Origin of the sequence: Streptomyces sp. HUAS 31, assembly GCF_028198125.1 — a bacterium.
In the GTDB taxonomy this organism is placed as follows: Bacteria; Actinomycetota; Actinomycetes; order Streptomycetales; family Streptomycetaceae; genus Streptomyces; species Streptomyces chartreusis.
This window is the reverse complement of sequence record NZ_CP116353.1, coordinates 1,694,083-1,718,996: the sequence shown is the minus strand read 5'-3', so window position 1 is coordinate 1,718,996 and position 24,914 is coordinate 1,694,083. Positions and strand designations below refer to the sequence as shown.

The following is a 24,914-nucleotide window of genomic DNA, read 5'->3' as shown; positions in this document are numbered from 1 at the left end:
TCATGACCGTGCTAGAAAAGACAGCCGAAGCGACGGCCGTGCAGGCCGCCACCGTCGAATTCCGCGGCCTGCGCCGGGAGTTCGGGTCCACCGTCGCCCTCGACGGACTCGACCTCACCGTCGAACCCGGCGAACTGCTCGCCCTGCTCGGCCCGTCCGGCTGCGGCAAGACCACCGCCCTGCGCATGCTCGCCGGGTTCGAACACCCCGACTCCGGGCAGGTGCTGGTGGACGGCGAGGACGTCACCGCCATCCCCGCGCACCGCCGTGACGCCGGCATGGTCTTCCAGTCGTACAGCCTCTTCCCGCATCTGAGCGCCCTCGACAACGTGGCCTTCGGGCTGCGCATGCGCAAGGTGCGCACCGCCGAACGGCGGGCCCGCGCCGCCGAGTTGCTGGAGCTGGTCGGCCTCGCCGACAAGGGCGAGCGCTACCCGCACGAGCTCTCCGGCGGCCAGCAGCAGCGCATCGCCCTGGCCCGCGCGCTCGCCCTGCGCCCGCGGGTCCTGCTCCTCGACGAGCCGCTCTCCGCACTGGACGCCAAGGTCCGCCTGACGCTGCGCGAGGAGATCCGGCGGCTGCAGCGGGAGCTCGGCATCACCACCCTGTTCGTCACCCACGACCAGGAGGAGGCCCTGTCCATGGCCGACCGGGTCGCCGTCATGCGCTCCGGGCGGCTCGAACAGTGCGCCGAGCCCGCCGAGTTGTACGGCCGGCCCGCGACCGCCTTCGTCGCCGAGTTCGTCGGCACCATGAGCCGGATCCCGGGCACGCTCGTCGACGGCGATGTCGAGGTGCTGGGCCGGCGGCTGCCCGTCGACGGCGACGCACCCCGGATGTCCGAGGTCGACGTGCTGGTGCGGCCGGAGGCCGTGGCCGTGCGCGCCGACGACGCCTCCGAGGCGCGCGTGGTCGCCACCGCGTTCCTCGGCGCCACCACCCGGCTGACCGTACGGCTCGCCGACGGCACCGAGGTGAAGGCCGACCTGCCCGCCCATGAGACGGCCGCGCTCGGCGCGGGCGCCGCGGTGAGCGTGTCGCTGCCCGAGCGGCCCGTACTGGTGGCCGAACGCAGCCGCTGACCCCCGTACGACCCACCTGATCCCCCCACGCAAGAAAGAGACAACCGTGACTCGACTCCCGCTCCAGGCCGTCCTGTTCGACATGGACGGCACGCTCGTCGACACCGAGCGACTGTGGTGGGAGGCGGTGGAGCAGGTCGCCGGCCGGGCCCTGACCGAGGCGGACGAGGCCGAGGTGCTCGGCCGGCCCGTCGAGCACACCGCCGACTGGCTGGCCGCGGCCACCGGCGCGCCGGCCGCCGAACTTGCCGACGCGCTGCACCGCGAGTTCGCCGACCGGGTCCGCGCCGGCATCGTCCCGCGCCCCGGCGCCCTCGACCTGCTCGACGCCCTCGCCCGCGACGGCGTCCCCACGGCCCTGGTCACGGCGTCTCCCCGGGCCGTCGCCGACACCGTCCTCGAAGCCCTCGGCGCGAGCCGCTTCGCGGTCTCCGTCACCGCCGACGACACCGACCGCACCAAGCCCGCCCCCGACCCCTACCTCGCCGCTTGCCGCGCCCTCGGCGTCGACCCGGCGGCCTGCGTCGCCGTCGAGGACACCCGTACCGGCGTCAGCTCCGCCGAGGCGGCCGGTTGCACGGTGCTCGCGGTGCCCTCGCTCGCACCGATCGAGCCGGCCCCCGGCCGGACCGTCCTGCCCAGCCTGGAGGGTGTCACCACGCAGCGGCTGCGCACCCTGCCGACCGCCGCCGCGCCCTCGCACGAGCTGCGCGTCATGAGCTGGAACCTCTGGCACGGCGGCACCAAGGTCCATGACCACCTCGCCAAGCAGCTCAAGGTCATCGCCGAGACCGGCGTCGACGTGGTCGGCCTCCAGGAGACCAACGGCACCGCCGCCGAGGACCTCGCCGACGCCCTCGGCTGGTACCACCACCGGGCCGGCGAGAACCTCGGCGTCATCAGCCGCCATCCGATCACGGCCCGATTCGGCGACCCGGCCGTCGGCTTCTACGGCGCGGCCGGCGTCCGGGTCCGGGCGGGCGAGCGCGAGGTCGACATCTGGACGGCCCACCTCGACTACACGCCCTACGGCCCCTACGAGTCCGCCTTCGACGGGCTCCCGGCCGCCGAGCTCGTCGCCCATGAACAGGTGCGGCTCGCACAGATGCGGGACGCCCTGCACCGGATCGAGGAGAGCGCCGCCCCCGGCGTGCCCGTCGTCCTCGTCGGCGACTTCAACAGCCCCTCCCACCTCGACCGCCCGGACGTCGAGTGGCCGGTGACGAAGGCGGCGGAGGAGGCGGGCCTGCGCGACTCCTACCGGGAGGCCCACCCCGACCCCGCCGCCCACCCCGGCCACACCTGGTCGCCGATCCACGCCCTGCACGAGGACGGCAGCGGCCGCCCGGAGCCGCAGGACCGGATCGACTTCGTGCTGCACCGGGGCCTGCGCGTGCTGCACTCCCAGACCTGCGTCAGCGGCACACCGCGCCCGTGGCCGGACGTGGAGCACAACGAGTGGCCGTCCGACCACGCCGCCGTGATCACCACATTCTCCCTGCGCGAATGAGCCACGGGCGCCTACCATCGGTGCCATGACCTGGCGACATTGATCCACCAGCCGTGCCTCCCGAGGGCCGCCTCGGACGCCGTACCCCCGGTGTCCGAAACGTCCCTGCGGGAAGGCCTCATGACACTCTCACCTGCGCGTGTGCCCGCCACCGGTGTCCGGCGGCTGACGACCACGCTGTACGGCTACTCGTTCCTCGACGACTTCGTCCTGCTCTACCCGGTGTACGCGCTGCTGTTCGCCGACACCGGCATGTCGCTCTGGCAGATCTCCTCCCTGTTCGCCCTGTGGTCGATCACCGGTGTGCTCCTGGAGGTGCCCTCCGGTGCCTGGGCCGACGCCGTGTCGCGGCGCCGGCTGCTGTGGATCGGCCCGCTGCTCACCGCCGCCGGCTTCGTCCTGTGGGTGGCCGTCCCGTCGTACTGGGCCTTCGCGGCCGGCTTCGTCCTGTGGGGCGCCGGCGGGGCGCTCGGCTCCGGTGCCCTGGAGGCGCTGGTCTACGACGAACTGGACCGGCTGGGCGCTGCCGACCGGTACGCCGGCGTCATGGGCCGGTCCCGGGCCGCGCGGCTGCTGGGCACCGTGTCCTCCATCGGCCTCGCCGGGCCCGTCCTCGCCCGCGGGGGCTACGCGGCGGTCGGTGCCGCCAGCTTCGTCGCCTGTGTGCTGACCGCCGCCGTCGCGACCCGCTTCCCCGAGCACCGGGTGCGGCCCGGGACCGGCGACGACGGCTGGGCGAAGACCCTGCGGACCGGACTCGCCGAGGTCCGCGGGGACCGTACGGTGCGCGGCGCCCTGCTGCTGGTCCCCGCCGTCGCCGCGGTGTGGGGCGCGCTCGACGAGTACACCCCGCTGCTGGTCCGCGACCTCGGCGTCGCCGAGGCGACCGTGCCGTACCTGATCATGCTGATCTGGGCAGGCGTCACCCTGGGCAGCCTCCTGACCGGACCGGCCGAACGCCTCGGCACGACCGGGCTCGCGGCGCTCCTCGCGGCCAGTGCCCTCGCCCTGGCCGTCGGCGCCGCGGCCCGGTCCCTGGCCGGTATCGCGCTGGTCGGCCTCGCCTTCGCCGGGTTCCAGCTGGCCGAGGTGCTCGCCGACGTCCGGCTCCAGCACCGCATCGACGAGTCGCGCCGGGCCACGCTCACCTCCGTGGCGAGCCTGGGCACCGAGCTCGCCACGGTCGTCACCTTCGGCGTGTACGCGCTGCTCGGCACCGAGGCGGCGCACAGCACCGTCTTCGCCGTGCTGGCGGTGCCCTATCTGGTGACGGCGCTGGCGCTCGCTAGAAGTCGGGCCGCCACGGCACGACCGTGAAGTCGCCCGTCCCCTTCCTGACCTTCTCGAAGGGGGCGGAGCCCACGCACTTGGGCAGCTCCTTCGTCTCGACGGGGCTGCCCGTGGAGGCCCAGCTGTAGCCGAGCCGGTCACGGCGGCCGACGTCATGGACGGTGATGCCGACCCGCTTGCCCTCGGCGCCCGGCAGGTCGGAGTCGGTGATCACACCGGAGACGACGGCCACCTTCCCGCCGGTGACCAGGCAGTCGACCTTCGCCTTCGCCCGGGCGCCCTCGCCGTCCAGGTAGTGGCTCCACTCGAAGGTGCCGGTCGCCTTCATCGGGTCGGCGTTGTCCTTCGCCGCCAGATGGGCGTCGAAGGAGAACGTGATGTCGTCCCCGGCCGAGCGGTACAGCTTGGCGGTGCCGGTGAGCGCGGCTGCCTCCCGCTGCCGCGGCGCGTCGTCGGACGCGGTGGCGGCGGCGGAGGCCGCCGTGGCGCAGAGCAGCAGTGCGGAGCCGAGCACGACGATCTTCGTACGGTGGTTCATCGCGGTCCTTTCCCCAGGTCAAGCGGTCGGTCCCCACTCTCCCGGTGCCGTGCCGGTGCCACATCGCGCCGGGGGCGGGACCCGGTCTCCGCCGCTCGGCGGGGGAGTCGCCGGGCCCTGCGCCCCGGGGACGAGCGGAACTACGCCCGAGGTCGCGCAACGAATCGCCGCCGACCCCGCGGCGCACGCAACAAACCGCTCACCGGCGCGCAACGGCTCCTTCTTGTCCGGCCTGGTCAGCCGCCCGTACCGTCTACATGGCCCCCACAATCACCCTTTCGCCCCGGTGAGGACACGCATGCGCACCGCCCTGCTCCAGAGCTCCGGCCGTCCCGGCTCGACCGTCGAGAACCTCAAGGTCCTCGACGACGCCGCGGACCGTGCCGCCGCCGCGGGCGCCGGGCTGCTGGTGGCGCCGGAGATGTTCCTCACCGGCTACGCGATCGGCGACGACATCGCCCGTCTCGCCGAGCCCGCCGACGGCGACTGCGCGGACGCGGTCGCCGAGATCGCCGGCCGGCACGGCCTGGCCGTCGTCTACGGCTACCCGGAGCGCGAGGGCGACGTCGTCTTCAACTCCGCCCAGCTGATCTCCGCCGACGGCACCCGACTGGCGAACTACCGCAAGACCCATCTCTTCGGCTGCTTCGAGCGCGACCACTTCACGCCGGGCGACCGGCAGATCGTCCAGGCCGAACTCCACGGCGTCCGGGTCGGCATCCTGATCTGCTACGACGTCGAGTTCCCGGAGAACGTCCGGGCCCACGCCCTCGCCGGCACCGACCTGCTCGTCGTGCCGACGGCGCAGATGCACCCGTTCCAGTTCGTCGCCGAGTCGATGATCCCGGTGCGGGCCTTCGAGAACCAGATGTACGTCGCCTACGTCAACCGGGTCGGCCGGGAAGGGGAGTTCGAGTTCGTCGGCCTCTCCACGCTCGCCGGCCCCGACGGAGTCGCCCGCACCCGGGCCGGCCACGCCGAGGAACTCGTCCTCGCCGACGTCGACCCCTCCTTCGTCGCCGCTTCCCGCGAGGCGAACCCGTATCTGAAGGACCGCCGCCCCGGCCTCTACGGATCGCTCGTCTGAATTCCCCCGCTTCCCCCGCTTCCCCCCCCCTGACGCAGTCGCAAGGAGTCCGTACCCCATGACGTCCATGGTGCCCAACGCCGTCGAGCACACCGACGAGCAGCAGCAGCCGCCGATCACCATGTTCGGCCCGGACTTCCCTTACGCCTACGACGACTTCCTCGCCCACCCGGCGGGGCTCGGCCAGATACCGGCGACCGGGCACGGCACCGAGATCGCGGTCATCGGCGGCGGCCTGTCCGGCATCATCGCCGCCTACGAGCTGATGAAGATGGGCCTGAAGCCGGTCGTGTACGAGGCCGACGAGATCGGCGGCCGGCTGCGCACCGTCGGCTTCGACGGCCCCAGCACCGAGGGCCTGACGGCCGAGATGGGCGCGATGCGCTTCCCGCCGTCCTCCACGGCGCTCCAGCACTACATCGACCTGGTGGGCCTGAAGACCAGCCCGTTCCCCAACCCCCTCGCCGAGGCCACGCCCTCCACCGTCGTCGACCTCAAGGGCGAGTCGCACTACGCCGAGACGATCGACGACCTGCCGCAGGTCTACCGCGACGTCGCCGAGGCGTGGAACAAGTGCCTCGAAGAGGGCGCCGACTTCTCCGACATGAACCGGGCCATGCGCGAGCGGGACGTGCCGCGCATCCGCGAGATCTGGGCGAAGCTCGTCGAGAAGCTCGACAACCAGACCTTCTACGGCTTCCTCTGCGACTCCGAGGCCTTCAAGTCCTTCCGGCACCGTGAGATCTTCGGCCAGGTCGGCTTCGGCACCGGCGGCTGGGACACCGACTTCCCGAACTCCATCCTGGAGATCCTGCGCGTCGTCTACACCGAGGCCGACGACCACCACCGCGGCATCGTCGGCGGCTCCCAGCAGCTGCCGGTGCGCCTGTGGGAGCGCGAGCCGGAGAAGATCGTCCACTGGTCCTACGGCACCTCGCTGGCGTCCCTGCACGAGAACGGCGCGCCCCGCCCGGCCGTGACCCGGCTGTACCGCGCCGCCGGCAACCGGATCACCGTGACCGACGCCGACGGCGACATCCGCACCTACCCGGCGGCGATCTTCACCGCCCAGTCCTGGATGCTGCTGTCGAAGATCGCCTGCGACGACTCGCTCTTCCCGATCGACCACTGGACGGCGATCGAGCGCACCCACTACATGGAGTCCTCGAAGCTGTTCGTCCCCGTCGACCGGCCGTTCTGGCTGGACAAGGACGAGGAGACCGGGCGTGACGTGATGTCGATGACACTCACCGACCGGATGACGCGCGGGACCTACCTCCTGGACGACGGACCGGACAAGCCCGCCGTGATCTGCCTGTCGTACACCTGGTGCGACGACAGCCTGAAGTGGCTGCCGCTGTCCGCGAACGAGCGGATGGAGGTCATGCTGAAGTCGCTCGGCGAGATCTACCCGAAGGTCGACATCAGGAAGCACATCATCGGCAACCCGGTGACCGTCTCCTGGGAGAACGAGCCCTACTTCATGGGCGCGTTCAAGGCCAACCTGCCCGGCCACTACCGCTACCAGCGCCGCCTGTTCACGCACTTCATGCAGGACCGGCTGCCCGAGGACAAGCGGGGCATCTTCCTCGCAGGCGACGACATCTCCTGGACGGCCGGCTGGGCCGAGGGCGCGGTCCAGACCGCGCTGAACGCGGTCTGGGGCGTCATGCACCACCTCGGCGGGTCGACGGACGCGGTCAACCCGGGTCCGGGCGACGTCTACGACGAGATCGCGCCGGTCGAGCTGCCCGAGGACTGACCCCGGGCAGGGCCGTCAGAGTCCGGCGGCCCGCACGGCCTCATACACCTCGGCGGCGACGTCCTTGAGTTCCTGGGCGTCGCGCGCGAGGCCCTGGAGCTCGAAGAAGAACTCGTCGAGCCCGTCCGCGGCGTGCGCGGCCAGATCCTCCACGATCTGGTCGGCGCTGCCCTGGAACGCGGCGCGGTCGGCGCCGTCGTACGCCTTCGCGCTGTACTGGGCGTTGATCCGGACCACGGCCTGGATCGGCTCGGTGCGTCCGCGCTCGGCCGCGAGGTCCTGCAACTGCCGCCACTGCGAGGTGAGTTGCTCGGCGCCCATGGCGATCGGCATCCAGCCGTCGAGGCGGTCGACGAGCCGGGTCATCGCCTTCTTGCTGTTGGTGGGCACCAGGATCGGGATCGGCCGGGCGGGCTTGGGCGCCACCACGGCCGAGGCGACCTTGGAGTGCGGTCCGTCGTAGGACACCGGGTCCGGACCCCACACGGCCCGGCACACCTCGATCATCTCGTCGAGGACCTTGCCGCGCTCCTCGAACGGCGCCACGCCCGCCGCCGCGTACTCGTCGAGCGACCAGCCGGTGCCGAATCCCGCCACGACCCGGCCGCCGCTCGCCGCGTCCAGCGTGGCGAGCGCCTTGGCCAGCTGGAACGGGTTGTGCAGCGGTGCCACCAGGATGCTGGTGCCGAGCCGGGCCCGCTCGGTCGCGGACACCGCCAGGGTCAGCGTGACCAGGGGGTCCGGGACGCCCCGGTACATGTCGGGCCACGCCAGCCCCTCGATGCCGTACAGGCCCTGGGTCTGGGGCTCGGGGAACAGGGCCCGCTCGTAGACCCAGAAGCTCTCGTAGCCGATCCGCTCGGCGGTGCGCGCGACGTCCGGTACGTCACGGCCGATGTCGTACTGCTGTGCTTGAGGGAGGCTGAGCCCCAGCCGAAGGGCCATCCGTACGCTCCTTTGCGTCGGTCCGTCACAGATCGGTTCGGGTCCGTCACTGACGGTTCAATCGTCAACTTAACCCGGGTACCCGCGTGGGTCAGGTGTACCGCGCGGTGTGGCCGAGATCAGTCCGCCAGTGGCGTGAGCAGCATGCGTCCCGCGAACCCCACCGCTGCGTCGAGCCGCTCGGTGAACTCCTCGGCGAGCTCCGGGTACCCGCGCAGCGCCCACAGCGCCCGGGCCGACGACCAGGTGGCGTCCCGCGCGCGCTCCAGGCTCCAGGAGCCGAGCAGATGAGTGATCGGGTCGGCGATCTGGAGCAGATCGGGACCCGGCATCAGATCTTCGCGGATGCGCTCCTCCAGCGAGACGAGGAGATCACCCACACGATCGAACTCGTCCTCCAGCTCGACGGGTTCGCAGCCGAGGCTACGACAGGCGTCCACCACCGCGAGCGCCAGATCGTGGCCGATGTGCGCATTGATGCCGGCGAGCGCGAACTGCAACGGCCGTACGCCCGGATGGCGCCGCATCTGGAACAGGGGCCGCCAGCACGCGGGCGGGCGCCGCTCGTCCTCGGCCGACTCCACCGCCGCGAGATAGCGCTCCGTGAACCGCACGTCCAGCGTGATCGCCGCCCGCGTGTCCGGGAACCGGCCGCCGTCGATGTGCCGGTCGACCTCCTCCGTGACGGCGAGGTAGACGCGGTTGAAGACGGCGACACCGTCGCGTTCGGGGAGCATCGCTGCAAGGGAGCGCATACGGGAGATGACCGCGTCCACGGCTGTGGTGAATTGTTCGCATTGCGCCATGGGGGCAATGTCCCAGCTTTAGGGTGGCCGCAGTGTCGGCGGGCCCGGCGCTTCCCCAGAACGGGGGACGCGCTCGCTGTGGGGGAGGGGGAGCAGGACCGTGCCAGGCTCACGCGCCCAGCGACTGGCCGCACGCCGTGCCGAGCGCCGCAGGGGCGTCAGGCGGAGCGTCATGGTGGTGGCGGCCTCGGTCGTGGTCGCCGTCGGCGCGGTCACCGGAATGGTCTCCGCGCTCGACGACCGCGGAGGCTCCGACGAGGCCGGGCCGCCCCGGGTCACGCGCTCGCCGAGCCTGGATTCCCTGCCACTCCTGCCGTCCGCGTCGCCGTCGGCCACGAGGTCCCCTTCGCCGACCTCAGCCTCGCCCACCCGGACGCGGGAGAAGGCCACCCCCACGCCCTCGCCCACACGGGCCGAGAGGAGGCAGAGCACGGCCGTGGTCTCCAGCCGCCTGTACCGCCACCCCGACTCCCAGGTCCTCGAATGGGTCCGCGACAACCCCGCCGACCCGCGCCACGCCGTCATCGAGTCCCGGATCGCCGCCCAGCCGGCCGCGGTGTGGTTCGCGGACTTCACGCCGGACATCATCACCGCCCGGGTCCGCGCGGTCACCTCGGGCGGTTCGGCGCTCGGGCGCGTCCCGGTGGTCGTGCCGTACGCGATACCGGACCGCGACTGCGGCGGGTACTCCGAGGGCGGGGCGCCCGGCCTCGACGCCTACGACGCCTGGATCGACCGGTTCGCCGCCGGGCTCGGCTCCGGCGACGTCATCGTCGTCCTGGAGCCCGACTCCGTCGCCCAGGCCGACTGCCTCTCGGAGCGCGCCCGCGCCGACCGCTTCGCCTCCCTCGCCCGTGCGGGCCGCGTCATGAAGGCCGCCAACCCCAGGGCCCGCGTCTACTACGACGCCGGGCACTCCGGCTGGAACGCGCCCGCCAGGCAGGCGGATTGGCTGCGGCAGGCCGGCGCCGCCTCGACCGCCTCCTCCGACGGCGTCTTCAGCAATGTCTCCAACTTCCGCGCCACGTCCGCCGAGATCGCCTACGACCGGCAGGTCCTCGACGCCCTCGACGGTCCCGCGAGCCTGGGTGCCGTCATCGACACCAGCCGCAACGGCGCCGGTGCCCCGGCGGACGGGGAGTGGTGCGATCCGTCGGGCCGCAAGCTGGGCCGGGCGCCGACCCTCGCGACGGGCGAGTCCCGGATCGACGCCTACCTGTGGGTGAAGCTCCCGGGGGAGTCGGACGGGTGCAAGGGCAGGCCGGGCACGTTCACCGCGTCGTACGCCTACGAGCTGGCGCGCTGAGTGCCCTCGCCGGTGCCGCGCTCCTCGTCGTAGGACGACGTCCCCTCGTCGAGGAGCGGCTCCTGGGTCTTGAGGTGGGCCGGGGCGAACGCCCGCAGTGTGTGGTAGCCGGTGATGACCACCAGCGTGCCCAGCGCGATGCCGCTCAGCTCGAAGGTGTCGGTGAACTCCATGGTGACGTTGCCGACGCCGATGATGATGCCCGCGGCGGCCGGCACCAGGTTCAGCGGATTGCGCAGGTCCACCTCGGCGTTGATCCAGATCTGCGCGCCGAGCAGGCCGATCATGCCGTAGAGGATGACCGTGATGCCGCCGAGGACGCCGCCCGGGATCGCGGCCACGATCGCGCCGAACTTGGGGCAGACGCCGAAGAGCAGCGCGAAGCCGGCGGCGGCCCAGTAGGCGGCGGTGGAGTAGACGCGGGTCGCCGCCATCACGCCGATGTTCTCGGAGTACGTGGTGTTGGGCGGGCCGCCCACCGCGGTGGAGAGCACCGAGGCGGCGCCGTCCGCGGAGATCGCGGTGCCCAGCTTGCTGTCGAGGTTGTCGCCGGTCATCTCGCCGACCGCCTTGACGTGTCCGGCGTTCTCGGCGACCAGGGCGATGACGACGGGCAGCGCTACGAGGATCGCCGACCACTGGAAGGACGGGCCGTGCAGATCGGGCAGGCCGATCCAGTCGGCCCTGCCGACGCCGGAGAGGTCCAGGCGCCAGTGGTCGGTGACCTTGCCGCTCGCGTCGGCCGAGTGGATCCGGCCGAAGATCCGGTCGAAGGCCCAGGAGATGCCGTAGCCGAGGACCAGGCCCAGGAAGATCGCGATCCGGGACCAGAAACCGCGCAGGCAGACCACGGCCAGACCGGTGAACAGCATCACCAGCAGCGCCGTCCACTGGTCCTGCGGCCAGTACGTGGAGGCCGTCACCGGCGCCAGGTTGAAGCCGATCAGCATCACCACCGCGCCGGTGACGATCGGCGGCATGGTGGCGTGGATGATCCGCGCCCCGAACCGCTGCACGGCGAGGCCCACCAGGAACAGCACCGCGCCGACGACCAGGACCGCGCCGGTCACGACCGCGCTGGAGCCCCCGTCGGCCCGGATGACCGCCGCGACGCCGACGAAGGACAGCGAGCAGCCGAGGTAGCTGGGCACCCGGCCGCGCGTGGCCAGCAGGAAGATCACCGTCGCGACGCCCGACATCATGATCGCCAGGTTGGGGTCGAGCCCCATCAGGACCGGCGCCACGAACGACGCGCCGAACATCGCCACCACGTGCTGGGCGCCGAGTCCGACCGTGCGGGGCCAGGTCAGGCGTTCGTCGGGCCGGACGACCGCTCCGGGCGCCGGGGTGCGTCCGTCGCCGCCGTGCAGTTTCCAGCGGACGCCGAGATCCATGGTGCGGTTTCGCTTTCGTCGTGCGGGTGGGTCCGGACCATTGTCAGGGACACCGGAGGCGGCGCCGACCCGGGCCCATCAGGGATGCTGAGCGTCCGCTTAGGATGGTGGGAGTCAACTCGTACGTCCCAGGAGTCCCGCACGTGACCGCCGAAGCCCCGACAGCGCCCGCCCTTTCCTACGGCCGGCTCATCCCCGTGACCGTCCACTTCGACGACCTGGACGCGCTCGGGCTGCTGCACAACGCCCGCTACCCGCTGATGGTCGAGCGGGCCTGGACCGAACTGTGGCAGGAGCACGGCTTCCGCTTCGAGGGCGACTGGGTCGCCGCCGGCGACGCCTGCAACGCGGTCAAGGAACTGCGGATCGGCTACGAGGCGCCGGTCACCAAGCCCGGCGTCTACGCCGTCCACCTCTGGCTGGAGCGGCTCGGCAACACCGGGCTGACGTACGGATTCCGGTTCTGCTCGGCCGACGGCTCGGTGACCTACGCCCACGGCACCAGGGTCCTGGTCCGGCTGGACGCCGGGACACTGCGCCCGGCGCCGTGGAGCGAGGGATTCAGGGCCGCGGGTCGGGAACTGCTGCGTCCGGCCGGCTGACCTTCGGGCGCTCACGGTCACCCGCGCGCAGGACGCGCGCGAACACCACGAGCCCGAAGGACAGCACCGTGACCAGGCAGAACGACACCACCAGGCTGGTCGCCTGGGCGATACCGCCGATCGCGCTCGGGGCGACGAGCCCCGAGGTGTAGGTGATCGTCGCGACACCGGCGATGGCCAGCGAGGGGTTCGGGCCGCTGCGGCCCGCCGCCGCGAAGCACAGCGGCACGACCACCGCGATGCCGAGCCCCAGCAGCGCGAACCCGGCCATCGCAAGGACCGGCTGGTCCGACACGATGATGAGCAGCCCGCCGAGCGTGGCGAGGACACCGCTGAACCGGACCGTGCGCACGGAGCCGTAGCGGTCCACCACCTTGTCGCCGACGAGCCGGGCGATCGCCATGGTGAGCGTGAACCCGGTCGTGCAGGCCGCCGCGAGACCCGCCGAGGTGTCCAGCTGGTCCCGCAGATAGACCGCCGACCAGTCCAGGCTCGCGCCCTCCGCGAACACCGCGCAGAACCCGACCGCGCCGATGAGCAGCGCCGACTTGGGCGGCAGCGCGAACCGGGGCGGCGGCTCCTCGTCCTCGGCCGGCTGGAGGTCGAGCACCCACTGGCAGGCCGCCACGCCGAGAAGCGTGAGCGTCACCGCCGCGAGCGCGTGGTGCAGCCGGGCGTCCGAGCCGAGGTGCGCCGCGAGTGTGCCGGCCGCCGAGCCGATCAGGGCGCCCGCGCTCCACATGCCGTGCAGGCCCGACATGATCGACCGGCCCAGCCGGGTCTCGACCTCGACGCCGAGCGCGTTCATCGCCACGTCCGCCATGCCCGCCGTGGCGCCGTAGACGAACAGCGCCAGACACAGGGTCAGCAGGTTGGGGGCGAGCGAGGGCAGGATGAGCGCCAGCGTCCACAGGGCGATCAGCCCGCGCAGGGCGTTCCGGGCGCCGAAGCGGTGCGAGATGCTCCCCGCCAGCGGCATCGCGACGGAGGCGCCGAGCGCGGGGAAGGCGAGCGCGATGCCCAACTGGCCGGCGCTGACGCCGGCATGGTCCTGGATCCACGGCACGCGCGTCGCGAACGAGCCGGTGACGGCGCCGTGCACGGCGAAGACGGCGGCCACGGCGTACCGGGCGCGCCTCACTTCGCGCAGGTCGTAGACCATCCCACCCATTGTGCGACCCCTCCCGGTCTTCGTTTCGTGCTGAGCCCGGCGTAAACTATCAGGAACCCTGCCTGATAGATAGAGTGCCTTCGCCGCCGCTCACCAGTGTTCTCGCGGCCACCCGGTGCCGTGCCCCGCACGGCCCAGCCGATCTGGAAGGATCCCGGCATGCCCGCATCCCCGAGCACCGCCCGGGCCATCAACGACCGGCTCGCCCTCCGACTGCTCCAGCAGCAGGGCTCGTTGACGGCAGGACAGCTCAAGCAGCTGACCGGACTGTCCCGGCCGACCGTGGCCGACCTCGTCGAGCGCCTGACCGACGCCGGCCTGATAGCGGTCGTCGGCGAGGCCGGCGAGCAGCGCCGCGGCCCGAACGCCAAGCTGTACGGCATCGTCGCCGACCGTGCCCACCTCGCGGCCCTGGACGTCCGTACCGAAGGCGTCTCGGTGATCGTGTCCGACCTGGTCGGGACCGTGCTCGCCGAGGCGTCGGCGCCGATCGGCGGTGACGCCGGGACCGGGCCCGCGGTGGAGCAGGCGGTGGCGCTGGTGGAGCGGGTCCTGAAGGAGGCCGGGGCGGACCGGCTCCATACGGTGGGGATAGGCGCACCGGGCCTGATCGACCCGGCGAGCGGCGAACTGCGTGACTCCACCGGCCTGCCCGAATGGCACCGCAGCCTGGTCGCGGCCCTCCAGGAACGGCTGCCCGAGGCCCGCGTCATCGTCGAGAACGAGACCAACCTCGCCGCCCTCGCCGAACAGCGCGACGGAGTCGCCGCCGACCGGGACACCTACGTCCTGCTGTGGCTCGGCCACGGCACCGGCGCGGCCGTCGTCCTCGACGGGGCGCTGCGCCGCGGCGCCTCCGGCGGCACCGGCGAGATCGGCTTCCTGCCGGTGCCCGGTACGACCGGGCTGCCGTCGGCGGTGGACTGCGAGGGCGGGTTCCACTCGCTCGCGGGGTCGGCGGCGATCGTGGAACTGGCGAGGTCGTTCGGCCTGCTGGTCGAGGACGCGTCCGCGCCCGAGCCGCTGGCCGCGGGGGTGGTGGCGAGGGCCGCCGCGCTGGTGGCCGGGAACACGGAGGCCGCGGACGGCCCGCCGGACCGCGACACGCAGCCCGCCTCCGCCGACCGTTTCCTGGACACCCTCGCCGACCACCTGGCCGTGGGCGCCGCATCCGTCGTCGCCATCCTCGACCCCGGCTGTGTGGTCCTCGGCGGTGAGGTCGGGCAGGCCGGGGGAGAGGTGCTCGCCACGCGGGTGGAGGAGCGGGTCCGGCGGATGTCACCGCTCGCGACCGTTGTCCGACCCAGCGGCCTGGGCGGCGCCGCCGTCCTGCGCGGCGCACTGCTCACCGCCCGCGACGCGGCACAGAACGAACTCTTCGCACCGCCGGACCGCTGACGTTCGCGGGGGAGCCAGGCCGGTCGGCGGTCGAGGGATCTGAGCCGGTCGACGGTGGAGGGGCGCGAGCCGGTCGGCGGCCGAGAGGCCCGGGCCGGCGGGCGCGGTCGAAGGATCCGGGCCGGTCAGCGGTCCAGAGGGCGTCCCGGGCATCGCTCAGACGTCCCGCCCGCCCCCGACCTGTCGCCGCTCAGACGTCCCGCCCGCCCCCGACCTGTCGCCGCTCAGACGTCCCGCCCGCCCCCGACCCGTCGTCCCAGGTACTCCTCGAACGTCCCCTTGCCCACCGCGTGCTCCGGTGCCAGCAGTCCGCCCGAGCGCATGCCCCGGTACGCCTTCCCCCACAGCGGCACCTTCACGACGAGCCGCTTGCGGCCCGTGGCCCGGAGGTATGCCCGGGCCAGCGAATCGAAGGTCCGCACCTCGGGTCCGCCCATGTCCGCGACCCGCCCGGCGGGAGCCGCCACGGCCAGCTCGGCCAGCCGGTCCGCGACCTCCGCGACCTCGACGGGCTGGTCCTTCACCCCGGCCGGGACCAGCATCACCGGCACTTTGGCCAGGCCCGCGAGCACCCGCAGCACCAGGTCGTGGAACTGGGTCGCGCGCAGCACGGTCCAGCCCAGCCCCGACGCCTCGACCATCCGCTCCACGCCGAGCTTGGACTTGTAGTAGCCGAGCGGCACCAGGTCCACGCCGACGATCGAGATGTACACCAGATGCCGTACCCCGGCCTTCTTCGCGGCCTCGATCAGCCGCGCCGCCGCCTCCTGGTCGCCGCCGCTCTGCGAACTCGCGCAGTGGACGACCGTGTCCACGCCCGCCATCGCGGTGTCCAGTCCGGGACCGCCCTTGCGCAGGTCGACGGCGTACGGCTGGGTGCTTCGGCTGAGCACCCGCACCTCGTGCCCGCCCCCGCGCAGCCGCTCGGTGACGTGCCGGCCGAGCGTTCCGGTCCCGCCGGTCACCAGGATCGTGGTCATCGTGTTCAGCCCTCTCGGACGGCGGGCACTCCCGAGCGGAGCACCCCTCGTCAGCTGGGACCGAATGACCCCCGCGAGATGTGACAGTCGCTATGCCCGAGCCAGCTGACGGCGTACGAAGTCCAGCTTGTCCGGATTCATCATGGCCCACGCGTGCCCGACCAGCTCGTCGCGCACGTCGAGCACCACCACCGACATGAGCGAGTTCCCCGCCCACGCGGCGAGCGCGGGCGAGCCGTTGATCTCGATCGCCGTCAGCTCCACGCCGGCCATGAAGGTCCGCGTCGCACCCGCCAGGAAGCGGAACACCTTGTCGCGGCCCTCGATCGGCCGCAGCGCCGCCCTGACCCTGCCGCCCCCGTCGCTCTCCCAGACGACGTCGGCCGCCAGCAGCTTCTCCAGCCCGCCGAGGTCTCCGTCGCGGGCCGCCGTGAGGAACGACCTGACCAGCTCCTCCTGCCGCTCGGGAGTCGACTCGAACCGCGGCCGCCGCTCGTTCACCCGCTGCACCGCCCGCCGGTACAGCTGCCGGCAATTGGCCTCGGTCAGCTCCAGCACCTCGGCGATCTCCCGGTGGCCGTACGCGAAAGCCTCCCGCAGTACATAGACCGCCCGCTCGGTCGGCGTGAGCCGCTCCAGGAGCACGAGCATCGCCAGCGACACGGCGTCCCGCTGCTCGGCGGACTCCAGCGGCCCCAGCGTGCCGTCCGAGGTGATCACGGGTTCCGGCAGCCAGGGCCCGACGTACTGCTCACGCCGGGCCCGCGCCGAAGTCAGCCGGGTGAGACAGAGGTTGGTGACGACCCTGGCGAGCCAGGCCGCCGGATGCTCGATGGCGCCACGGTCCGCGCCGCTGAAGCGCAGATACGCGTCCTGGACGGTGTCCTCGGCCTCGTGGGCGGAGCCCAGCATCCGATACGCCAGACCGAACAGCCTGGGACGGTGGGTCTCGAACTCGTCGGCGCGGGCGGTCGTCATGCCCTCACCCTGTCAGAGCCGCCGAGGGGGCCGCCGAGGGGCACATTGGGAGACCCGGCGGCGGGCAAGGGCCGTCGACACCGCCGCCGGGCCGTCTGCGGGGGCTCCACTGGAAGAGGGGTCCGAGGACGGGGAGGTTCCCGCACAGTAAAGAGGACTAGACCACAGCGTCAATAGGTATGGACCAATCTCAAGGGCATTTCCTCGCAAGGGAGTTGAGGCCCTGGTCGGACGCTGTGGAAGTCCAGCGAAGGCGCCTGTGAGCCACCCCACACCCTTCGCCCGTATGGACACCGATCAGGCGTGGCACACTGGCCCTGTACCAGAAGCAGCGCACTCCGGGGTCGGTGAAAGTCCGAACCGGCGGTTACAGTCCGCGACCCGGTCGCCTCCAGCGGCCGGTTGACCAGGTGAAATTCCTGGACCGACGGTTAAAGTCCGGATGGGAGGCAGTGCGCGGCGGGCGGGCATTCGTGCGCGCCGCCGTACCGGTTCGTCCATGAGGCGAGCCCTGTCCGGCGTCGCCCCCGGTGTCCCTGCTCGTACATTCTGTCGTCATCGACAGCCCCGGAGTCCGTGCCCCAATGAGGCAGGGAGGACCCGGGAAGTGTTCACCGGAATCGTCGAAGAGCTGGGCGAGATCACCGCCGTCGAGACCCTCGACGACGCCTGTCGCTTCCGACTGCGCGGCCCCGTCGTCACCGACGGCGCGAAGCACGGCGACTCCATCGCCGTCAACGGCGTGTGCCTGACGGTCGTCGACCACGAGGGCGACGAATTCACCGCCGACGTCATGGCCGAGACCCTCGACCGCTCCAGCCTGGGCGTCCTCGCCGTCGGCTCGCGGGTCAACCTGGAGCGCCCCACCGCCGTGGGCGCCCGCCTCGGCGGGCACATCGTGCAGGGCCACGTCGACGGCACCGCCGAGGTGCTGGAGCGCAAGCCCTCCGAGAACTGGGAGATCGTCAAGATCTCGCTCCCCGCGGCCCTCTCCCGCTACGTGGTCGAGAAGGGCTCCATCACCGTCGACGGCATCAGCCTCACCGTCGTCGACGCCGGACCCGACTACTTCACCGTGAGCCTCATCCCCACCACCCTCGCGCTGACCACGCTCGGCCTCAAGCAGCCCGGCGACCCGGTCAACCTGGAGGTCGACGTGATCGCCAAGTACGTCGAGCGGATGCTGGGCGACCGGGCCTCCTCCGAAGGGGCGACGGCGAAGTGAACTCGCTGAACTCCGAGGCCTTCGTCCTGTTCGGCCAGCACATCCTCTGGTCGGACATGATCGGCAACCTCTTCGGCCTCGCCGCCCTCGCCCTCGGCTGGCGGCGCTCCATATGGACCTGGCCCGTGCAGTTCCTCGCCGGCCTGATCCTGTTCGGGGCGTTCTTCGGCCACCTGACCGGCAGCGCCGGCAAGCAGGCGGTCGTGATGGTGGTCGCCCTCTACGGCTGGTGGCAGTGGCAGCGCAGCAAGGGACGGACCGAGGACGGCGGCGACGGCCACATCAGCGTCCGGTTCGCCACCTGGCGCGAGCGCGCGGCTATGGTCGCGGCGGCCGCCGCCGGCACCGTCGCGGTGGCGCTGCTCTTCAAGGCGTACCCGAACCTGTCCTGGGACCCCTGGCCCGACGCCTACATCTTCGTCGGCACCATCGTCGCCATGTACGCCCAGGCACGCGGCATGGTCGAGTTCTGGTTCGCCTGGCTGCTCGTCGACCTGGTCGGCGTCCCCCTGAACTTCGCCAACGGCTACGCCTTCTCCGGCTTCGTCTACGTCATCTACGGCGCACTCGTCCTGTGGGGCATGCGCGACTGGTGGCTGCGCTCCCGCAACGACGCGCGGCCCGTCCTGGAAGGAGCGCCGGCATGACCACGGCACCGCCCCTGTACCGCACCGAGGACATCGAGGACCTGACCCTCGACCCGGTCGAGCGAGCCATCGCCGACATCGCGGCCGGCCGCCCGGTCGTGGTCGTCGACGACGAGGACCGGGAGAACGAGGGCGACCTCGTCATCGCCGCCGAGCACGCGACCCCCGAGATCGTCGCCTTCATGATGAGCGAGTGCCGCGGCCTGATCTGCGCCCCCATGGAGCCGGACGAGCTGGAGCGGCTGGAGCTCCCGCAGATGGTCCAGGACAACACCGAGTCGATGAAGACCGCGTTCACCGTCTCCGTGGACGCCTCCGCCGCGCACGGCGTGACCACCGGCATCTCGGCCTCCGACCGCTCGACCACGCTCCAGCTCCTGGCGAGCGGCAAGGCGCAGCCGTCGGACCTCGTCCGCCCCGGCCACATCTTCCCGCTGCGCGCCCGCCCCGGCGGCGTCCTCGTGCGCAACGGCCACACCGAGGCCGCCGTCGACCTCGCCCGCCTCGCGGGCCTGCGCCCGGCCGGCGCCATCGTCGAGATCGCCGGCGAGGACGGCGAGATGCTGCGGCTGCCCGAGCTGATCCCGTTCGCCCGCAAGCACGGCCTGACGATCATCTCCATCGAGGACCTGATCACCTACCTGCGCGACGCCGAGCGCCCGAAGCAGGTGGAGCGGGTTCCGGCCGAGCGCGAGTCGTTCCCGGCCGAGTCCACCGTCCGCCGCGAGGCCGAGGTCCATCTCCCCACCGCCCACGGCACCTTCACCGCGTACGGCTACCGCTCCACCGTCGACGGCGTCGAGCACGTCGCCCTCGTCCACGGCGAGCTCGGCGACGGCGAGGACGTCGTGGTCCGCATCCACTCCGAGTGCCTGACCGGCGACGTCTTCCACTCCCTGCGCTGCGACTGCGGCCCCCAGCTGGAGTCGGCGCTGGAACGCATCCAGGACGAGGGCCGCGGAGTCGTCGTCTACCTGCGCGGACACGAGGGCCGGGGAATCGGTCTGATGTCCAAGCTGCGTGCCTACGAACTCCAGGAGCGCGGCCGCGACACCCTCGACGCCAACCTCGAACTCGGCCTGCCCGCGGACGCCCGTGACTACGGCGCCGGCGCGCGGATCCTGGCCGACCTGGGCGTGCACAGCGTGCGCCTGCTGACCAACAACCCCGACAAGTCCGACGCGCTGCGCGGCCACGGCATCGAGGTCACCGAGCGCGAGCCGATGCCCGTGCAGGCGGGCGAGCACAACCTGACCTACCTGCGCACCAAGCGGGACCGGATGGGCCACGACCTGCCCTGGCTGGACACGGCCCCCGTGTCCGCGGCCCCCCTGTCCACCTGCACCAACCAGTAACAGCACACCGAGGAGACTCAAGAACGTGAGCGGCAAGGGCGCACCGGAGCTGTCCGTACGCAATGTGGGCGACCTGCGGGTCGCGGTCATCGCGGCACAGTGGCACGAGAAGGTGATGGACGGACTGGTGGACGGCGCGCTGCGCGCCCTGCACGACCTGGGCATCGACGAGCCGACCCTCCTGCGGGTCCCCGGCAGCTGGGAGCTCCCGGTGGTCGCCAAGGTCCTCGCGGGCCGCGGCTACGACGCGATCGTCGCCCTCGGGGTCGTCATCCGCGGCGGCACCCCCCACTTCGAGTACGTGTGCCAGGGCGTGACCCAGGGCCTCACCCAGGTCTCCGTCGAGACCGGCGTCCCCATCGGCTTCGGCGTCCTGACCTGCGACACCGAGGAGCAGGCCCTGGACCGGGCCGGCATCGAGGGCTCCAACGAGGACAAGGGACACGAGGCGGTGACCGCCGCCGTGGCCACGGCGGCGACCCTCCGCTCAGTATCTGAACCCTGGCGCTGACGAAAGGCGTATGTGGCATAGGCTGAGCGTCACCATGTCCAAGAAGACGTTCGAGGAGCTCTTCACCGAGCTCCAGCACAAGGCCGCCCACGGCGATCCCGCCACCTCCCGTACCGCCGAACTCGTCGACAAGGGCGTCCACGCCATCGGCAAGAAGGTCGTCGAGGAAGCCGCCGAGGTCTGGATGGCCGCCGAGTACGAGGGCAAGGAAGCCGCCGCCGAGGAGATCTCGCAGCTGCTGTACCACGTCCAGGTGATGATGGTCGCCCGCGGCATCTCCCTGGACGACGTGTACGCCCACCTCTGAGCACCAGCAACCCAGCACACCGTAAGAGCGAACGAAGGAAGCCGACCTCATGCTGCGCATCGCCGTCCCCAACAAGGGTTCCCTGTCCGGCCCTGCGGCGGAGATGCTGCATGAGGCCGGCTACCAGCAGCGGCGCGAGTCCAAGGAACTGCGGATCGTCGACCCGGTCAACGACGTCGAGTTCTTCTACCTCCGCCCCCGCGACATCGCCATCTACGTCGCCTCAGGCCAGCTCGACATCGGCATCACCGGCCGTGACCTGCTGATCGACTCCGACGCCTACGCCGAGGAGATCCTGCCGCTCGGCTTCGCCCGCTCCACCTTCCGCTTCGCCACCAAGCCCGGCACCGTCGGCGACGACCTGGCGGACCTCAAGGGCAAGACGGTCGCCACCTCCTACGAGGGCATCGTCGCCAAGCACCTCTCCGACAACGGCATCGACGCCTCCGTCGTCCACCTCGACGGCGCCGTCGAGACCGCGATCCAGCTCGGTGTCGCCCAGGTCATCGCGGACGTCGTGGAGACCGGCACCTCGCTGCGCAACGCCGGCCTGGAGGTCGTCGGCGAGCCGATCATGAAGTCCGAGGCCGTCGTCATCCGCCGCATCGGCGCGGACGCCGAGGAGGCCGCCGAGTCGAAGGTCCAGCAGTTCCTGCGCCGCCTCCAAGGCGTCCTGGTCGCCCGGACCTACGTGATGATGGACTACGACTGCCGCGTCGAGCAGCTGGAGAAGGCCGTCGCCCTCACCCCGGGCCTGGAGTCGCCGACCGTGTCCCCGCTACACAACGAGGGCTGGGTCGCCGTCCGCGCGATGGTCCCGGCCAAGGAAGCCCAGCGCATCATGGACGACCTGTACGACATCGGCGCCCGGGCCATCCTGACCACGGCCATCCACGCCTGCCGCCTGTAGCGAACGCCGCCTGTAGAGAACTCAGAGATGTCCGAACTGCCTGCTCTTCCCGTCACGTTCCGACCCGGCCGCACCCGGGCCGTCCTGCTCACCGCGGGCGCCGCGATCTTCGTCGTCATCACGGCCGTCGCGCTGCTCCTGGAGAAGCTCGGCCCGGGGGAGCGCCTCAGCTTCGTCCTCACCGGCGCGCTCATGTTCGGCGTGCTGGCGATGCTGGCGCGCGTGAAGGTCGTCGCCGACGAGTCCGGTGTCACCGTGGTGAACATCGCCACCCGGCGCCGGCTGGACTGGGCCGAGATCCTTCAGGTGAACCTCCGTCCGGGCGACCCCTGGGTGTTCCTGAACCTCAGCGACGGCACCAGCCTGCCCGCGCTCGGCATCCAGCCGGGCATCGCCAAGCAGCACGCCATCGCGGACGCGCGCGCTCTGCGGGCGCTCGCCGAGGCCCATGGCATCAAGGAGCCCGAGGACCGTGAGGGCTGACTCGGCGGCGTTCACCCTGCCGTAAATCGCGATGTCTTGATTAATCTGTTGGCGGAGGCGTTTTCGTGACGCCTCCGCCACTGATGTGCCCGACGGTCTTCAGAGGCCCCCTGCTACCCGAGGAGTGATTCCCTCCAGCGATGGACGGATCGTCCTGTAGTACCTGCGCCGCCCCCAGCCGACATACCGGGGCGGCCGCGTCATGAGCATCCCCCTGCTGCTTCTCGCAGCCGCGTTCCTCCTGATCCTCGCCAACGGCTTCTTCGTGGCCGCCGAGTTCGGCCTGGTCACGGTCGAGGCGACGGACGCCGAGAAGGCCGCCGCCGAGGGCGACCGCCGGGCCCACCGGGTCGTCGAGTCGCTCAAGGAACTGTCCTTCCAGCTCTCCGGCACCCAGCTCGGCATCACCATCACCTCCCTCGTCGTCGGCATGCTGGCCGAACCGGCGCTCGCCGAGCTGCTGGGCGGCCCGTTCACCGCGATCGGCATCCCCGAGGGCGCGGTGTCCGGTGTGGCCGTGGTCGTCGGCATGCTGCTGGCCTCGGCCGTGCAGATGGTGATCGGCGAGCTCGTGCCCAAGAACTGGGCCGTGTCCCGGCCGATGCAGGTCGCGCGTTTCGTCGCCGGCCCGCAGCACGTCTTCGCACGCCTGTTCCGCCCGGTGATCGCCGCGCTGAACGCCGTCGCGAACCGTCTCGTGCGCGCGCTGGGCATCGAGCCCGCCGAGGAACTGGCCTCCGCCCGCACCCCAGGCGAACTCGTCTCGCTGGCCCGGCACTCCGCCCAGGCCGGCGCCCTGGAACAGGACACGGCGGACCTCTTCGTACGGACCCTGTCGCTCGCTGAGCTCACCGCGCAGCACGTCATGACCCCGCGTGTGAAGGTCAGCGCGCTCCAGTCGTCCGCGACCGCCGAGGACGTGGTCAACCTCACCCGCGCCACCGGTCTGTCCCGCTTCCCGGTCTACCGGGAGAGGATCGACGAGATCGTCGGCATGGTCCATCTGAAGGACGCGCTCGCGGTCCGTTCGAGTGAGCGGCTGCGCACCCCCGTCGGCCGTATCGCCCGCCCGGCGCTGCTCGTCCCCGAGACCCTGCCCGTCCAGCCCCTGCTGGCCCAGCTGCGCAGCGAGCAGCCCATCGCCGTGGTCGTCGACGAGTACGGCGGCACGGCCGGCGTGGTCACGCTGGAGGACATCGTCGAGGAGATCGTCGGCGAGGTCCGCGACGAGCACGACGGTCAGGACCTGCCCGAACTCGCCGCCGCCCCGGCGGAGGACGGCCGTCCCGCCTGGGACGCCGACGGCAGCTGCCGGGTCGACATCCTCCAGCGCATAGGCCTCGACGTGCCCGAGGGGCCGTACGAGACCGTCGCCGGGCTCGTCGCCGACCTGCTCGGACGCATCCCGGCAGTCGGCGACCGGGCGGAGCTGCCGGGCTGGCGGCTGTCGGTGCGCCGGGTCGGCCACTTCCGCGCCGAGCGTGTGCGCCTGGTGCGGACCGGGTCCGTGGTGGAGGTCGCCCGATGAGCGTCCTCCAACTCGTCTTCGCCGGGCTGCTCGTGCTCGCCAACGGCTTCTTCGTCGGCGCCGAGTTCGCCCTGGTCTCGGTGCGCCGCAGCCAGATCGAACCGCTGGGCACGGCACGTGCCCGCCAGGTCCTGTACGGCCTGGAGCGGCTGCCGCAGATGATGGCGGCGGCGCAGTTCGGTATCACCGTCTGCTCGCTGACACTCGGCGCGGTCGCCGAGCCGACCGTGGCGCATCTGCTGGAGCCGGTGTTCGAGTGGGCCCATCTGCCGGACAGCATGATCCACCCGCTCACCTATGTCATCGCGCTCGCCGCGGTGGTCTTCTTCCACCTGGTCATCGGCGAGATGGTGCCGAAGAACCTGGCCATGGCGGCTCCCGAGAAGGTCGCGCTGTGGCTCAGCCCCGGCCTGGTGTGGTTCGCCCGCTTCTGCAAGCCGATCACCGTCGCCCTCGGCGCGGTCGCACAGGCCATCCTGCGGCTGTTCCGCGTCGAGCCGAAGGACGAGATCGAGGCGGTCTTCACCAGCGAGCAGCTGAACCGGCTCGTCGAGGACTCCGGCCAGGCGGGCCTGCTCGACCCCGAGGAGCAGGAGCGCCTGGAGGACGCCCTGGAGCTGGGCTCCCGCCCGGTGACGGACGTTCTCCTCGGGCGCGAGTCCCTGGTGACCGTCAGCCCGTCGGTCACCCCGGGCCAGATCGTCGCGCTCACCGCCCGCACCGGGTACTCCCGCTTCCCGATCGCGGCGGAGAACGGCGCCTTCATGGGCTATCTGCACGTGAAGGACGTACTGGACCTGGAGGAGTCGGAGCGCGCGGTGCCGCAGCAGGTGTGGCGCCCGATGACGACCCTGCGCTCGGAACTGCCGCTGGACGACGCCCTGACGGTGATGCGCCGCGCCGCGACGCACCTCGCCCAGGTGGCCGACGCCTCCGGTCGGGTCCTCGGCCTGGTCGCGCTGGAGGACGTACTGGAGCTCCTGGTGGGCGAGGTACGCGACCCGGCACATCGCGAGCTGCCCGAGGTGCGGGTCACGGGGCCGCGGGTGAACAGCGGGGAGCCGGAAGAGGCACTGGCCGGCTGACCCGGACACGGGGC

At 71.9% G+C, this 24,914-nt stretch carries 24 protein-coding genes and 1 riboswitch; of the genes, 17 read left to right on the top strand and 7 right to left on the bottom strand.

Annotation, left to right across the window (positions count from 1 at the left end):
* Positions 1 to 2 precede the first annotated feature (2 nt).
* The 3 genes from PGH47_RS07410 to PGH47_RS07400 all read left to right on the top strand — a co-directional run bounded on the left by PGH47_RS07410 (position 3) and on the right by PGH47_RS07400 (position 3,909).
* Positions 3 to 1,082, top strand: a complete 1,080-nt coding sequence (locus PGH47_RS07410; protein ID WP_271662775.1) for an ABC transporter ATP-binding protein — start codon at positions 3 to 5, stop codon at positions 1,080 to 1,082.
* A gap of 46 nt (positions 1,083 to 1,128) precedes the next feature.
* Positions 1,129 to 2,592 (top strand): HAD-IA family hydrolase, encoded by a 1,464-nt coding sequence (locus PGH47_RS07405; RefSeq protein WP_271662774.1) that lies wholly within the window; start codon positions 1,129 to 1,131, stop codon positions 2,590 to 2,592.
* Between the two features lie 120 nt (positions 2,593 to 2,712).
* On the top strand, positions 2,713 to 3,909 hold the full coding sequence (locus PGH47_RS07400) for an MFS transporter (protein WP_271662773.1): 1,197 nt from the start codon (positions 2,713 to 2,715) through the stop codon (positions 3,907 to 3,909).
* Here the strand turns inward: PGH47_RS07400 and PGH47_RS07395 are convergent.
* Positions 3,878 to 4,420: a Repetin gene (locus PGH47_RS07395; RefSeq protein ID WP_271662772.1), complete on the bottom strand. Its 543-nt coding sequence runs from the start codon at positions 4,418 to 4,420 to the stop codon at positions 3,878 to 3,880. The two genes, PGH47_RS07400 and PGH47_RS07395, sit on opposite strands and share 32 nt — an antisense overlap.
* A 298-nt stretch (positions 4,421 to 4,718) precedes the next feature.
* On the opposite strand from PGH47_RS07395, the gene PGH47_RS07390 reads away from it, so the two are divergent.
* Both PGH47_RS07390 and PGH47_RS07385 read left to right on the top strand, forming a co-directional pair.
* Positions 4,719 to 5,507, top strand: a complete 789-nt coding sequence (locus tag PGH47_RS07390) for a carbon-nitrogen hydrolase family protein (protein WP_271662771.1) — start codon at positions 4,719 to 4,721, stop codon at positions 5,505 to 5,507.
* A 58-nt stretch (positions 5,508 to 5,565) separates the two neighbouring features.
* Entirely contained in the window at positions 5,566 to 7,269 is a 1,704-nt protein-coding gene (locus PGH47_RS07385) for a flavin monoamine oxidase family protein (RefSeq protein ID WP_271662770.1), read from the top strand.
* Positions 7,270 to 7,284: 15 nt separating this feature from the next.
* On the opposite strand, the gene PGH47_RS07380 is transcribed toward PGH47_RS07385, so the two are convergent.
* Both PGH47_RS07380 and PGH47_RS07375 read right to left on the bottom strand, forming a co-directional pair.
* Entirely contained in the window at positions 7,285 to 8,214 is a 930-nt protein-coding gene (locus PGH47_RS07380) for an LLM class F420-dependent oxidoreductase (protein WP_271662769.1), read from the bottom strand.
* 119 nt (positions 8,215 to 8,333) lie between these two features.
* Positions 8,334 to 9,020: a DUF5995 family protein gene (locus PGH47_RS07375; protein WP_271662768.1), complete on the bottom strand. Its 687-nt coding sequence runs from the start codon at positions 9,018 to 9,020 to the stop codon at positions 8,334 to 8,336.
* Positions 9,021 to 9,192: 172 nt separating this feature from the next.
* Here PGH47_RS07375 and PGH47_RS07370 point away from each other — a divergent pair, with 172 nt between their 5' ends.
* Entirely contained in the window at positions 9,193 to 10,326 is a 1,134-nt protein-coding gene (locus PGH47_RS07370; RefSeq protein WP_271668001.1) for a glycoside hydrolase family 6 protein, read from the top strand.
* Here PGH47_RS07370 and PGH47_RS07365 read toward each other — a convergent pair.
* A complete protein-coding gene (locus PGH47_RS07365; protein WP_271662767.1) occupies positions 10,308 to 11,720 on the bottom strand; it encodes a uracil-xanthine permease family protein in 1,413 nt (470 codons plus the stop codon). The two genes, PGH47_RS07370 and PGH47_RS07365, sit on opposite strands and share 19 nt — an antisense overlap.
* 143 nt (positions 11,721 to 11,863) lie before the next feature.
* On the opposite strand from PGH47_RS07365, the gene PGH47_RS07360 reads away from it, so the two are divergent.
* Positions 11,864 to 12,322: an acyl-CoA thioesterase gene (locus PGH47_RS07360; protein ID WP_107909407.1), complete on the top strand. Its 459-nt coding sequence runs from the start codon at positions 11,864 to 11,866 to the stop codon at positions 12,320 to 12,322.
* On the opposite strand, the gene PGH47_RS07355 is transcribed toward PGH47_RS07360, so the two are convergent.
* Complete coding sequence (locus tag PGH47_RS07355) at positions 12,282 to 13,493, bottom strand: MFS transporter (RefSeq protein WP_150504225.1); 1,212 nt, start codon at positions 13,491 to 13,493, stop codon at positions 12,282 to 12,284. The two genes, PGH47_RS07360 and PGH47_RS07355, sit on opposite strands and share 41 nt — an antisense overlap.
* 159 nt (positions 13,494 to 13,652) lie before the next feature.
* Between PGH47_RS07355 and PGH47_RS07350 the strand changes: the two genes are divergently transcribed.
* Positions 13,653 to 14,891 (top strand): ROK family transcriptional regulator, encoded by a 1,239-nt coding sequence (locus PGH47_RS07350; protein ID WP_271662766.1) that lies wholly within the window; start codon positions 13,653 to 13,655, stop codon positions 14,889 to 14,891.
* Between the two features lie 224 nt (positions 14,892 to 15,115).
* Here PGH47_RS07350 and PGH47_RS07345 read toward each other — a convergent pair whose 3' ends face one another.
* Together PGH47_RS07345 and PGH47_RS07340 are read right to left on the bottom strand one after the other, a co-directional pair.
* On the bottom strand, positions 15,116 to 15,871 hold the full coding sequence (locus tag PGH47_RS07345) for an SDR family oxidoreductase (RefSeq protein WP_271662765.1): 756 nt from the start codon (positions 15,869 to 15,871) through the stop codon (positions 15,116 to 15,118).
* 90 nt (positions 15,872 to 15,961) lie between these two features.
* The gene (locus PGH47_RS07340) at positions 15,962 to 16,849 is read right to left on the bottom strand and encodes an RNA polymerase sigma-70 factor (protein WP_271662764.1); all 888 of its coding nucleotides are present in this window, start codon (positions 16,847 to 16,849) and stop codon (positions 15,962 to 15,964) included.
* A gap of 329 nt (positions 16,850 to 17,178) precedes the next feature.
* A riboswitch (FMN riboswitch) is annotated at positions 17,179 to 17,309 on the top strand.
* Between the two features lie 147 nt (positions 17,310 to 17,456).
* Here PGH47_RS07340 and PGH47_RS07335 point away from each other — a divergent pair.
* The 9 genes from PGH47_RS07335 to PGH47_RS07295 all read left to right on the top strand — a co-directional run bounded on the left by PGH47_RS07335 (position 17,457) and on the right by PGH47_RS07295 (position 24,900).
* Positions 17,457 to 18,074, top strand: a complete 618-nt coding sequence (locus PGH47_RS07335; RefSeq protein ID WP_271662763.1) for a riboflavin synthase — start codon at positions 17,457 to 17,459, stop codon at positions 18,072 to 18,074.
* Positions 18,071 to 18,721: a nicotinamide mononucleotide transporter family protein gene (locus tag PGH47_RS07330; RefSeq protein ID WP_271662762.1), complete on the top strand. Its 651-nt coding sequence runs from the start codon at positions 18,071 to 18,073 to the stop codon at positions 18,719 to 18,721. The genes PGH47_RS07335 and PGH47_RS07330 overlap by 4 nt, the downstream gene beginning before the upstream one ends.
* A complete protein-coding gene (locus PGH47_RS07325; protein WP_271662761.1) occupies positions 18,718 to 20,076 on the top strand; it encodes a bifunctional 3,4-dihydroxy-2-butanone-4-phosphate synthase/GTP cyclohydrolase II in 1,359 nt (452 codons plus the stop codon). Before PGH47_RS07330 ends, PGH47_RS07325 begins: the two co-directional genes overlap by 4 nt.
* 25 nt (positions 20,077 to 20,101) lie before the next feature.
* Entirely contained in the window at positions 20,102 to 20,587 is a 486-nt protein-coding gene (ribH, locus tag PGH47_RS07320; RefSeq protein ID WP_126390041.1) for a 6,7-dimethyl-8-ribityllumazine synthase, read from the top strand.
* 34 nt (positions 20,588 to 20,621) lie between these two features.
* On the top strand, positions 20,622 to 20,894 hold the full coding sequence (locus tag PGH47_RS07315) for a phosphoribosyl-ATP diphosphatase (protein WP_004990764.1): 273 nt from the start codon (positions 20,622 to 20,624) through the stop codon (positions 20,892 to 20,894).
* Positions 20,895 to 20,943: 49 nt separating this feature from the next.
* Positions 20,944 to 21,804 carry an ATP phosphoribosyltransferase gene (hisG, locus tag PGH47_RS07310; RefSeq protein ID WP_126900822.1) on the top strand — a complete coding sequence of 287 codons (861 nt, stop codon included), beginning with the start codon at positions 20,944 to 20,946 and terminating at the stop codon, positions 21,802 to 21,804.
* A gap of 27 nt (positions 21,805 to 21,831) precedes the next feature.
* Positions 21,832 to 22,287, top strand: a complete 456-nt coding sequence (locus tag PGH47_RS07305; protein ID WP_271662760.1) for a PH domain-containing protein — start codon at positions 21,832 to 21,834, stop codon at positions 22,285 to 22,287.
* 202 nt (positions 22,288 to 22,489) lie between these two features.
* Complete coding sequence (locus PGH47_RS07300) at positions 22,490 to 23,815, top strand: hemolysin family protein (RefSeq protein ID WP_271662759.1); 1,326 nt, start codon at positions 22,490 to 22,492, stop codon at positions 23,813 to 23,815.
* A complete protein-coding gene (locus PGH47_RS07295) occupies positions 23,812 to 24,900 on the top strand; it encodes a hemolysin family protein (RefSeq protein ID WP_271662758.1) in 1,089 nt (362 codons plus the stop codon). Before PGH47_RS07300 ends, PGH47_RS07295 begins: the two co-directional genes overlap by 4 nt.
* Positions 24,901 to 24,914 lie beyond the last annotated feature (14 nt).

Coding starts and splice junctions, on each gene's coding strand:
- PGH47_RS07410 (WP_271662775.1), top strand. CDS start 3: ATGACCGTGCTAGAAAAGACAGCCGAAGCGACGGCCGTGCAGGCCGCC.
- PGH47_RS07400 (WP_271662773.1), top strand. CDS start 2,713: ATGACACTCTCACCTGCGCGTGTGCCCGCCACCGGTGTCCGGCGGCTG.
- PGH47_RS07395 (WP_271662772.1), bottom strand. CDS start 4,420: ATGAACCACCGTACGAAGATCGTCGTGCTCGGCTCCGCACTGCTGCTC.
- PGH47_RS07390 (WP_271662771.1), top strand. CDS start 4,719: ATGCGCACCGCCCTGCTCCAGAGCTCCGGCCGTCCCGGCTCGACCGTC.
- PGH47_RS07385 (WP_271662770.1), top strand. CDS start 5,566: ATGACGTCCATGGTGCCCAACGCCGTCGAGCACACCGACGAGCAGCAG.
- PGH47_RS07380 (WP_271662769.1), bottom strand. CDS start 8,214: ATGGCCCTTCGGCTGGGGCTCAGCCTCCCTCAAGCACAGCAGTACGAC.
- PGH47_RS07375 (WP_271662768.1), bottom strand. CDS start 9,020: ATGGCGCAATGCGAACAATTCACCACAGCCGTGGACGCGGTCATCTCC.
- PGH47_RS07370 (WP_271668001.1), top strand. CDS start 9,193: ATGGTGGTGGCGGCCTCGGTCGTGGTCGCCGTCGGCGCGGTCACCGGA.
- PGH47_RS07365 (WP_271662767.1), bottom strand. CDS start 11,720: ATGGATCTCGGCGTCCGCTGGAAACTGCACGGCGGCGACGGACGCACC.
- PGH47_RS07355 (WP_150504225.1), bottom strand. CDS start 13,493: ATGGGTGGGATGGTCTACGACCTGCGCGAAGTGAGGCGCGCCCGGTAC.
- PGH47_RS07350 (WP_271662766.1), top strand. CDS start 13,653: ATGCCCGCATCCCCGAGCACCGCCCGGGCCATCAACGACCGGCTCGCC.
- PGH47_RS07345 (WP_271662765.1), bottom strand. CDS start 15,871: ATGACCACGATCCTGGTGACCGGCGGGACCGGAACGCTCGGCCGGCAC.
- PGH47_RS07340 (WP_271662764.1), bottom strand. CDS start 16,849: ATGACGACCGCCCGCGCCGACGAGTTCGAGACCCACCGTCCCAGGCTG.
- PGH47_RS07325 (WP_271662761.1), top strand. CDS start 18,718: ATGACCACGGCACCGCCCCTGTACCGCACCGAGGACATCGAGGACCTG.
- PGH47_RS07315 (WP_004990764.1), top strand. CDS start 20,622: ATGTCCAAGAAGACGTTCGAGGAGCTCTTCACCGAGCTCCAGCACAAG.
- hisG (WP_126900822.1), top strand. CDS start 20,944: ATGCTGCGCATCGCCGTCCCCAACAAGGGTTCCCTGTCCGGCCCTGCG.
- PGH47_RS07305 (WP_271662760.1), top strand. CDS start 21,832: ATGTCCGAACTGCCTGCTCTTCCCGTCACGTTCCGACCCGGCCGCACC.
- PGH47_RS07300 (WP_271662759.1), top strand. CDS start 22,490: ATGAGCATCCCCCTGCTGCTTCTCGCAGCCGCGTTCCTCCTGATCCTC.
- PGH47_RS07295 (WP_271662758.1), top strand. CDS start 23,812: ATGAGCGTCCTCCAACTCGTCTTCGCCGGGCTGCTCGTGCTCGCCAAC.